This window comes from Kushneria aurantia DSM 21353, from assembly GCF_000382245.1.
Taxonomy (GTDB): Bacteria; Pseudomonadota; Gammaproteobacteria; order Pseudomonadales; family Halomonadaceae; genus Kushneria; species Kushneria aurantia.
Window position 1 is genome coordinate 1 of the sequence record NZ_KB907906.1, and the last position, 9,751, is coordinate 9,751.

General features: G+C 60.6%; 4 protein-coding genes and 2 pseudogenes. 3 read left to right on the forward strand and 3 right to left on the reverse strand.

From position 1 onward, the window contains the following. Positions 1-174, reverse strand: a pseudogene (locus H146_RS22245) (IS5/IS1182 family transposase); the annotation flags it as partial. Between the two features lie 490 nt (positions 175-664). Further along, complete coding sequence (locus H146_RS0117580; RefSeq protein ID WP_019953190.1) at positions 665-2,650, reverse strand: DEAD/DEAH box helicase; 1,986 nt, start codon at positions 2,648-2,650, stop codon at positions 665-667. A gap of 332 nt (positions 2,651-2,982) precedes the next feature. Between H146_RS0117580 and H146_RS20075 the strand changes: the two genes are divergently transcribed. The 3 genes from H146_RS20075 to H146_RS0117590 are packed head-to-tail and all read left to right on the forward strand — an operon-like array spanning position 2,983 to position 9,539. Next, entirely contained in the window at positions 2,983-5,358 is a 2,376-nt protein-coding gene (locus H146_RS20075) for a DEAD/DEAH box helicase (RefSeq protein WP_019953191.1), read from the forward strand. Positions 5,359-5,373: 15 nt separating this feature from the next. Continuing rightward, the gene (locus H146_RS21975; protein WP_019953192.1) at positions 5,374-5,946 is read left to right on the forward strand and encodes a hypothetical protein; all 573 of its coding nucleotides are present in this window, start codon (positions 5,374-5,376) and stop codon (positions 5,944-5,946) included. Further along, positions 5,946-9,539, forward strand: coding sequence for a DNA methyltransferase (locus H146_RS0117590; protein ID WP_019953193.1), 3,594 nt, complete (start codon positions 5,946-5,948; stop codon positions 9,537-9,539). Before H146_RS21975 ends, H146_RS0117590 begins: the two co-directional genes overlap by 1 nt. A gap of 72 nt (positions 9,540-9,611) precedes the next feature. Here H146_RS0117590 and H146_RS22555 read toward each other — a convergent pair. Continuing rightward, positions 9,612-9,751: pseudogene (locus H146_RS22555) on the reverse strand (IS5/IS1182 family transposase); the annotation flags it as partial.

Genomic DNA, 9,751 nt, shown 5'->3' on the forward strand with positions numbered 1-9,751 from the left:
CAAGCCGGGTCTACCGTTGTTGCTGGTGTAGTCTGATGCAAAAATGTTCTCGCAATCGGACCAGTCGATTCTCTGACTCATTTGCACCAACTCGTGGCGCATGTTGATGACGTCATCAAGGTAGATGTTGAGCAGGTCACGCTGTGGATTCTGGCGCTGATCGCGGGGAGTCATGTCGATTTCTCACGATTTTGGCGAGGATAGACCAGATTTTACGCCGAAAAGGGAGCATCATCCAGGCGCATAATCATGATTTCACGGTGATTTTTGGTTTTTCAGGACCGACTCCTTAGCGTCTTTCGGTCGAGCTTTTCCAGTTTAAAGCTTGTGTCTCCCTGCATGCGGTGGAGAAGCGTGTGCATGCCGGTGCACTTCTCGTCGAGCCAGCCGACAAGCTCCCACACCGATGGCATGAACGGAAATGAGGTGTCAGGCGTATCGATGATGACTCTCTCTGCCATGGAATTATCTGCCAAGTCAGCGTGGTAAGTGATTGTTCATGATTAGTCGCATTTTTTCGCCATAGATGTCTGATCCCGGGCAAAAAATCCCCGAGACCCGACGGCCTATGACGGTTGCGCGAAAAGTTCAGATCAGATATTTGGCACCGAGCCCGAAATTATAGCTCCGCATCAGTCTGTATATTTTTATCAGAGTTGCCCCGTCACCTTCCGTTAATGATCTGAAGCGCGTATTCTGTCTCCTTTCCGTCTGGTTGTCTTATGGCCTTCAGATATCTGTCACGTATCCCTGTGGGCTCAATGATGATCTGGCTGCCATTCTTCAGCGTCAGGCGGAAGAGCTTTCCCTTTATCTGAGTGATGTTGTGCTCCCCAATAGGAGTATACTCGCCGATATCGATTGCCTCGCTATCCTTTTCCGCAGGTTGAGATCTTTGGAGTTTGGCAACATCATGTGCTGCCTTGATATAACGACAGTTCAGGTCGGACTCATGGGCCAAGACAATCAATCTGGCCTTGGCGCGGCTGAAGGCAACGTTGATCAGCTCCTTGGAAAGTATTTCGGTCAAGAAGCGGTTTTTTCCGGAAAGGTTGATGACGTCGAGAACTACAGTGTGGTACTGCTGCCCTTGGGCTTTGTGGATGGTCGAGCATGGGATGTTGGTGATTTTGGAGTTCTTGGCTTTCTGGCGTATCAGGCGAAGCTGTGAGTGCAACGGCGCCAGGATCATGATGTCCGATTCTAGTTGTTCTCTTTCACTGGAAAGTGCCTGATATATTTCGATGGCCTTCTCGGCAGAGCCCTCGCGAACCTCCCCCATGAAGCGCTGACGCCACTTAGCAGTGTCGTCTACGAATACTACCTCTACCGGATTTCTGAATTTTTTACTTAGTCGGCGCCGCTCGCTCTTCCAATTCTCTTCCTCTGCTGATGCGGAAAGTTTCAGTTTTCCAGGGTAGAACTGGTCGCTGACAAGTCGACAGATTTCCTCTACCATTCTGTCCTGCTCATCGAGCATCACTTGTGACGAATTGGGAAACTTGTCACGTAGGCTGAAGATGGATTTTCCTACCCAGCGTTGGGCTTGTGTGTTCTGGTGAGCGACACAGACCGGCGGCAGCTGGCGGTCATCACCACAGAACAGATATCGCCTGCCTAGTGGCAATAAGGCGATCGTCTGGTACTGGGAAACTTGGCTGGCCTCATCGAATACCACCAGGTCGAATCGGCTATAGAGCGCTTCAAACCGGAAGCTCGCGCTGGCCGCCGTGGTCGCCACCAGCTGACGCTTTTGCATCAGGGCTTTGGTGTGATCGTCGATCTCCTTGCGAACGTTCTCATACTGGTTCAGCCAACTGTCATAACCCACCGCATCACGCTGCTCCGGCTTGCGTTTTTCCAGCGTCTTCAGCTTGTCTGTGAGTTCCTGGCTAGAAGGGAGAAGGTGTTCACGGCCTTCATAGCGAGCCATGGTGAAGTTCTTGCCGATGCGTACCGAGCGTGATTTGCGCTGACCGTCACCCAACTTTTCCAGTGCTTCGTCCACCTTTACCAGCGCATCATCCACGGCGGCGTTGCTGTTGGAGATCAGCAGGACGCGCTGCTCCGGCTCATGCCACAGGAATTGAGCGAGGATCGCTGCCAGAGTGTAAGTTTTGCCCGTGCCGGGTGGGCCGATGAGCAGGGAGTGGCTGCGATAGGGAAGCTTCAGAGCTTCACGCTGCTGGGCTCGAAGGGTTAGGGGGGCCGGGTTGGGCAGGCTTCGCTCATCCTGGGGGGGCCGGCTATCCAGTGAGCGCAGTATCCTTAGGCCGAGCTCCTGGTAGCGCTGGTCGTAGTAGAGTAAGCGAACCGGTTCGATGAAGTTGGGCGGGTAGATTCGCAGTCGGCTCTCTTCATCGGTCAAGTCACCCCTGACGGCGGTGATGTGCAGCTCGTTGTCTTCGGGAAAGACCGAAAGCACCCTTGCTTCACCGTTATGCGGCCCTTCCATCGGCCACCAGGCATTGGCTCCTTCTAGGTTTTCGCTCAGTGTGTCGCTGTTGCGTCGGTCATCATCTGGCGTCACCTTGACCACGGCGATACGCCCGCTGATGTGCCTTGCCCGTGCCACCTTGAAAATGTAGGTGCTGCGTTGGGCACTTTCTTCTACCCGGATGGCTTCACGGATCTGCGTCAGCTTGTCCATGCTGTTGCTCTGCGTGGTTTGTGAGGGTTGTTTTCACGTGTTTTAAAGGTGTTGTATCAGCGGGCCATGTCGGGCCTCAAGTTCCCTTTGGTCGCAGCGTACAGCCTGGCTGCGACGCCTGCTGTCGCGGCCAGGTGAAACTGAAGCGGTAAGTCGCGTGGTTGTCAGGCATGTCAGAGCTGCAGCTCAGGAGCCAAACCTTTAGGATTAAGGAAAAGTAGGCTGAGTATGAGTCAGTCCCATAACGAATAGCGGTCTGGACCCGAAGGGCTCGAAGGGGGCTCTTCCCCTTGTCGGCGGGCCCGTTACGTAGCGGACAAAGAAGGAGCACCATGGGCGGTGTGTTTACCCCAGGCATGCGCGTCGTGTGTCGCGATGCCGAGTGGCTCGTCTCGCGGGTGGATGCCGCGGGCAGCTATCAGCACCAGATCGTCTTCTGCACCGGGGTGGACGATCTCAACCGTGGCCATGAGGCAGCTTTCCTTACCCAGCTGGATCAGATCAAGGAAGTCAATCCTCGCGAGACGGCGCTGGTGCGCGACGAGTCCAACGGCTACTCGCGCTCCCGGCTGTTTCTCGAAGCCCAGCTGCGCCAGATGCCACTGACGGACCCGGCCCCCCACTTCGAGGACATGGGCGCCTTCACGCCCATGGATTACCAGAAGGAGGCAGTGCACCGGGCTCTCCACCAGCTGCGTCCACGGCTGCTGCTGGCCGACCAGGTGGGGCTGGGCAAGACCATCGAAGTTGGCATGATCCTTAGCGAGCTGATCAGGCGAGGGCAGGGCAACCGCATCTTGGTGCTGGCCAAGAAGTCGATGCTCTCGCAGTTCCAGGCCGAACTGTGGAACCGCTTCGCCCTGCCGCTGGTCCGTATGGACTCCGATGCGCTCTCCAAGCTGCAGCTCAAGATCCCGGCCTCCAAGAACCCCTTCGAGGTCTACCAGCGCATCATCATCTCCATCGATACGCTAAAGGACATCGGCCGCTACGCTCACTTCCTGGAGAATACCCGCTGGGACGTGGTCGTGATCGATGAAGCACATAACGTCTCCGGCGGCAGCAATCCAGAGCGCCACCTCAGCTATCGCCTGGCGCGGCGCCTCTCGCGGCGCACCAACAGCATGCTGCTGACCACCGCCACGCCTCACAACGGCAAACGCGAGACCTTCGGCCGCCTGATCAGCCTGCTCGATCCCTCCGCGGTGCCGGATCCCAATCTCCAGGAGTACGAGGCCAAGGATATCGCCCCCTTCTTCCTGATGCGCTTCAAGGAAGATGTGAAGGCTGAGGCGGGCAGCAACTTCTCGGAACGTGAGGTGGTGCCGCTGGAGCAGACCACCGCCTATGCCAGCGAGGCCGAGGAGGGCGTCTATCACCAGCTGGCACATATCCGTCAGCGGGTACTCGATAGGGAGATCGAGAGCCAAGCCATCGTCAGCTGGGGCATGTACAAGGCGTTCCTTTCAAGCCCCGAAGCGTGCCTCTCCACCGCCAGCAAGCGCCTGGCACATATCAAGCGTCAGGACCCTGACTCCCCCGAAATCGAAGAGCTGGTGCTCCTCACCCGCCAGCTGGACCAGCTGACCATCAGTGAGAGCGCCCGTTTCCAGGCGTTGATTCGTGAGTTAGAGGCCATGGGCTGGGATGGCACGGCCAACAGCCCGCGCCTGCTGATGTTTACCGAGAGCCGCGTGACCCAGCAGGCCTTGGCGCCGGTGTTGGCTCGTCACTTCAAGCTCAAGTTCTCCGACAAGGAACAGGACCAGTCGCAGCAGACCATCGCCGCCATTCACGGCGGCATGTCAGACAGCGCCCTGGCCGCCGCGGTGGAATCCTTCGGCACCGGCACCAGCCAAGTGCGCCTGCTGCTGGCTACCGATGTCGCCTCGGAAGGCGTTAACCTGCACCACCAGTGTCATCACGTCATCCACTATGACCTGCCCTGGTCGATCATCACTCTGATCCAGCGCAACGGTCGTATCGACCGCTTCGGCCAGAAGCACTCGCCGATCATTCGATACCTGATGGTGGAGACTCGCGAAGGCCTGCTGGAGGGCGACAGCGAGATCTTCCAGCGCCTGGTCGGCAAGGTGGAAGAGATCAACCGCTCCACCCGTACCGGAGAGAGCGTGCTCAAGCTCTACGATCCCGACAAGGAAACCGATGCCGTCGGTGAGGGCTTGGTGACCAACCGTGAGGGCCTCAAGCGGCGTCTGGATGATGGCACTGATTGCGAAGCCGGTGGGCTGGAGTCCCTGCTGCATGACGCCTCGGCCCAGGGGCATGACGACTTCCTCGACTTCCTGCTCGGGGAGGATGATGGTGAGGAAGCCGTTGACGAAGAGCCCACCGGCGTGCAGGACAACTCGCGTATCCGGCTGTTGAGCAACGCCAAGTTCTTCGAAGACGGTTATCGCACTCTGAAGGCGGAAAATCCCGACTGGCCTGATCTTGATAACACTGTCGAGCAGCTGATCTTTACCCCGCCGCGCGAAGTGGCCCGTCGTCTGGGCGCGCCCTGGGTGGACAGCGAAATGGTCTATGGTGCCTCGGCGATTCCCGAGGAGGCCTGGCCGGTAGAGAGGCAGCTCTTTTTTACCGAGAGCCCCAGGCGTGCCAATGCCGCGATCCAGGCCGCGTTGGCCCAGAAGGGCCAGTGGTCCCGGGAGCTGCTGCTGACAGAGCAGCACCCGGTGATGAAGTGACTCTCCGAGCGACTGATGATGCTCCAGGCCCGCGGTGAGGCACCGCTCATCACCTCACCTTGGCTGGAGCCTGGCGAGTTGCTGTTCTGCTTCGTCGGCCAGGTCAGCTCCCGGGCTGGTACGCCGCTGATTGTCGATCCCCATGCGGTCTCCTTCCGCAAGGGCGGCAGGTTCCGCATTCGTCCGCTCAAGGAGGCGCTGGCTGAGGTCAAGTTCGACCAGCTCACCAACACCGGCAAGCAAGGCAGTCTGCCCGAGCATCTGATGAAAAGCTTCCTGGGCTCGGCGGTCGACCAGAGCCTCTATCACCTCAAGAATCTTAAAGATCGGCGCCGTGCCGAGATCTGGCCGCGTGTGGAAGAGGAAACCCAACGACTGGACGACTGGTTCTCCCGCTGGGCTGCGCGCATCGACGAGCAACTCGCTGGCCTGCCGCCGGAGGGCAAGCGCGCCACCCAGCTGCGCAACAAGCGCGAGGAGATGGAGAAATACCTGGAAGACCGCAAGGAGCACTGGATGGGAGCCCACTACCGGGCGACGGATGAGCCCACCACCCGGCTGGTGCTGGTCGTGGAAGGAGTTAAGTGATGGCGCTGGATACCGCAATCAAGAACGTTGGCGATTACTACGCCGCCCACTATCTGGCCGATAAGAACGGCTTCGCCAAGGACATTCGGGAGCAGGCCAAGGCCTGGAAAGACGAGGGCAGCCAGTCCGCCCCGCGCCGCCTGGCGGCCCTGGGCGACAGCTATTTCAAGGCCAAGACGGCGGCTCTCGACTATCCGGAGCCTGAGCTGCGCAGCCGCGCCGGCGTCAAGGAGTTGGATGCTTGGCACCCGTCGCTACTCGATGCCCTTGGTTATCGCCCCAAGCCCTTCGCCCTGGAGCTGGCCACCGAGAAGAAGCAGCTTCCGGCCCTGCTGCGCCTCAACCGCCATAACCGCCCGTGGCTGGTGATCCTGCAGGCGCCGTTCTGCCTTTCCGGCGGCGACAGCGAGGAGGAGCCGCTGGAGCAGCCGGTTCAGGCCCCCAGCCGTCTGGTCGAGGAGCTGCCCACCCTGCAGGAGAGCTGGGAGAAGGCCATCGCCCTTCTGTTCAAGCAGGAGGACGCCCCGCGCTGGGTGATGCTGCTGGCCGGTGCCCGGGTCTACCTGTTTGACGCCCAGACCTATGCTCAGGGGCGCTATCTTTGGATCGATCTGGAAGAGGCCTATGGCCGCCGCCAGGCCGAGACCTTCCAGGCCATCTGTGCGCTGCTTTCCGTCGAAGCGCTCGCACCCCAGGGCGAGAGCGACGAGGTGCTTCATGAGCGCCTGCGAGAGGGTAGCCTGAAGAGCACCCACGGCGTCTCCGAAAAACTCCAGGGGGCGGTGCGCGACGCCATCCAGGCCATCGCCAACGGCTGGGTGGAGGCGCGTCGACACGGCAACCTTGGCTATCGTCAGCTCAGCGATCGCGAAGCGCCGCTGCCCGACGGCAGCCGCGAAATCACCGCCGAGCAGCTGCGCCACGATGCGCTGATCTATGTCTACCGTTTGCTGTTTTGCTTCTATGCCGAGGCCCGCGGTGGCGAGCTGGGCATCCTGCCCATCAACGACGACGTCTACCGCCTGGGCTACAGCCTGGAGGCCTTGCGTGATCTGGTGGACGCCAACGAGCCCGGGACCACCACGGAGCAGGGCACCTACATCGCCGAGCACCTGGATCGGCTCTTCAAGTTAATTTACGAGGGTTTCGATCCGGCCCGCGAGGGCCACGCCGAGGACGAAGAGGGCGAAAGCCCGCAGTTCGGCCGCCTGCCCAGCCAGGCGAGCCTGTTCGGCAGCCCCAGTGGCGAGCAGCTGGCGCTGGAGGATACTCAGCCCCGCCAGGCCGACAGCCGCCGCGATGGCTACACCCCCGGCAAGCTGTTCATCATCGAGCCGCTGACCGCCACCCTGTTCGACCCCGCGGCCACGCCGCTGCTTAGCCGCGTCAAGTTGCCCAATCGGGTGCTGCACGGCGTGATCCGTTGCCTCAGCCTCGGCACCTCCCAGCAGAGCAAGCGTATCGGGCGCATCAACTATGCCGAGCTCGGCATCGTGCAGCTGGGCTCGGTCTACGAGGGGCTGCTTTCCTACAAGGGATTCTTCGCCACCGAAGACCTGGTCCAGGTGCACCAGCAGATCAAGCAGGGCAAGACCATCAAGCCCATGCTCGACGACGCCGTGGATCCCAAGCAGCCCACCTGGTTCGTGCCCGCCACCCGGCTTGATGAGTTCAAGAAGGGCGAGGTGGTGTTGGAGCACCGCACCCAGAAGCCGCGCATCTACCGCACCGGCGAGTTCATCCTTCACCTCAATGGCGTCGATCGGGTCAACAGCGCCTCCTACTACACGCCGGAGGTGCTGACGCGCACCCTGGTGGAGGAGGCCCTCAAGGAGCGCCTCAAGGACTTCACGCCCGAGCAGGCCAATGAGGTGCTCTCACTCAAGGTCTGCGAGCCGGCCATGGGCTCCGCGGCCTTCCTGGTGGAGGCCATCGACCAGCTGGCCCACCGTTATCTTGAGCTCAAGCAGCAGCAGCTTGGCCAGAGCATCGACCCCAGCGACTACGAGGACGAGCTGCGCCGAGTGCGCCACTATATCGCCGTGCACAACGTCTATGGGGTGGACCTCAACCCGGTGGCGGTGGAGCTGGGGGCGCTCTCGCTCTGGCTGGCCACCATTCACCGCCTGAAGGAAGTCGCCGGTAGCGAGGACAGCCAGCCGCTCCATCGGCCCGCGGCCACGCCGTGGTTCGGCCTGAGACTGCGCGCCGGCAACAGCCTGATTGGTGCGCGGCGCAGCGTATGGAGCAAAGGCCAGCTGGGGGCCGGCAAGCACTACGGCATGAACGCCCAGGTGCCTCGCCAGCTCAAGCCCGGCGAAGCCCGTCAGCCCGGAGAGATCTACCACTTCCTGGTGTGGGACGAGGACATGGCGCCCGCGTCCAGCGACAAGCTGATGAAGCAGCACTGGCCGGAGGAGTGCGAGCGCATCAAGCAGTGGCGCAACAAGCAGGTGAAGAAGAAGTTCTCCCCGGAGGAGCTTTCACGCCTTGAGGCACTCAGCGAGCGCATCGATGCGCTGTGGGTCGACTATGCCGCCGAGCGCCACCAGGCGCTGGCCCACACCGCTTGCACCGCCAGTGTCTGGCCTACTCCACAGAACGACGTGAATTCCCTGCGCCCCGGCCCTAGCCTGCACCATCAGGAGCGGCTGAAAGCGAAGCTGGAGGCCGAGTCCGGCGCCTTCCAGCGCCTGTGCCTGCTGATGGACAGCTGGTGCAGCTTCTACTTCTGGCCGCTGGAGCAAGCCGAGGCGTTGCCCAGCCGCGAGGCCTGGCTGGCCGCCGCCGAGGTGCTGCTGGGGGTCGGTACCGATGACCTGGCCACCCGCGCCATGCTGGATATCCAGCTCGGCGAGGATATCGACCTGGAGGCGCTGTTCCAGGCCAGCCAGGCCCAGTTGCCTGATGCCGCCCACCTCAGCGAGCTGGTGCCCTGGTTCGGTGTCGGCCGCGCCACCGCCACCGAGCAGCACTATCACCACTGGGAGCTGATCTTTACCGAGATCCTGGGGCCGCGGGTGGAGGACAAGCCCGAGCCCAGGGGCTTCGACCTGATGTTCGGTAACCCGCCATGGCTCAAGGTGACCTGGAAGGATGCCCCGCTGCTCAGCGAGTTCGAGCCACTGCTGGGCGTGCGCGACGCCAAGTCCGCCACCTACAACCGCGAGCGGCCCAGGCTGCTGCAGGACGAGCAGCGCCGCCTCACCTACCGCGCCGCCTTCGAGCAGGGGGAGGGCAGCAACGTCTTCCTGAACGACGCGACTCTTTACCCGGCGCTGGCCGGGGTGCAGACCAATCTCTACAAGAACTTTATCGAGCGCAGCTGGGGGCTGATTGCAGGTCAGGCCATCATCGGATATCTGCATGAGTATGCGATATTCGATGATGCGAGGGGGGGACGCTTTCGTGAGGCATTCTATCCTCGCTTACGATTGGCGGTGCAGTATCAGAATTGGCTGCCTCTTTTCCCTGACGTTGGAGCAGCCAAGGTATTTTGCATGACCTTGAGCTCAACCCCTAAGGAGTCGCCCCTGCTAAACCCCGATTTTTTCCGGGGAGTCGAATTCGGCTCTCCTTATACTGGCCAATGAGCACAAAAAATTGAAGATCATTGACCGGACATAACGCCAAAATAGACCTGAAAAGCGGAAAAAGTAACAGACAAAAAGAAGCTCCCTGAGCTTCTTCATGACTTTCCTCAAATTCATGCCGACACCACACAGCAGCGCATGAATCCGATCGCCCTTGCGCCCTTTCAGATAACAGCGTGACAGCAATCCTTCGCTTTTCATGTGACCGATGA

Coding starts and splice junctions, on each gene's coding strand:
- H146_RS21975 (WP_019953192.1), top strand. CDS start 5,374: ATGATGCTCCAGGCCCGCGGTGAGGCACCGCTCATCACCTCACCTTGG.
- H146_RS0117580 (WP_019953190.1), bottom strand. CDS start 2,650: ATGGACAAGCTGACGCAGATCCGTGAAGCCATCCGGGTAGAAGAAAGT.
- H146_RS0117590 (WP_019953193.1), top strand. CDS start 5,946: ATGGCGCTGGATACCGCAATCAAGAACGTTGGCGATTACTACGCCGCC.
- H146_RS20075 (WP_019953191.1), top strand. CDS start 2,983: ATGGGCGGTGTGTTTACCCCAGGCATGCGCGTCGTGTGTCGCGATGCC.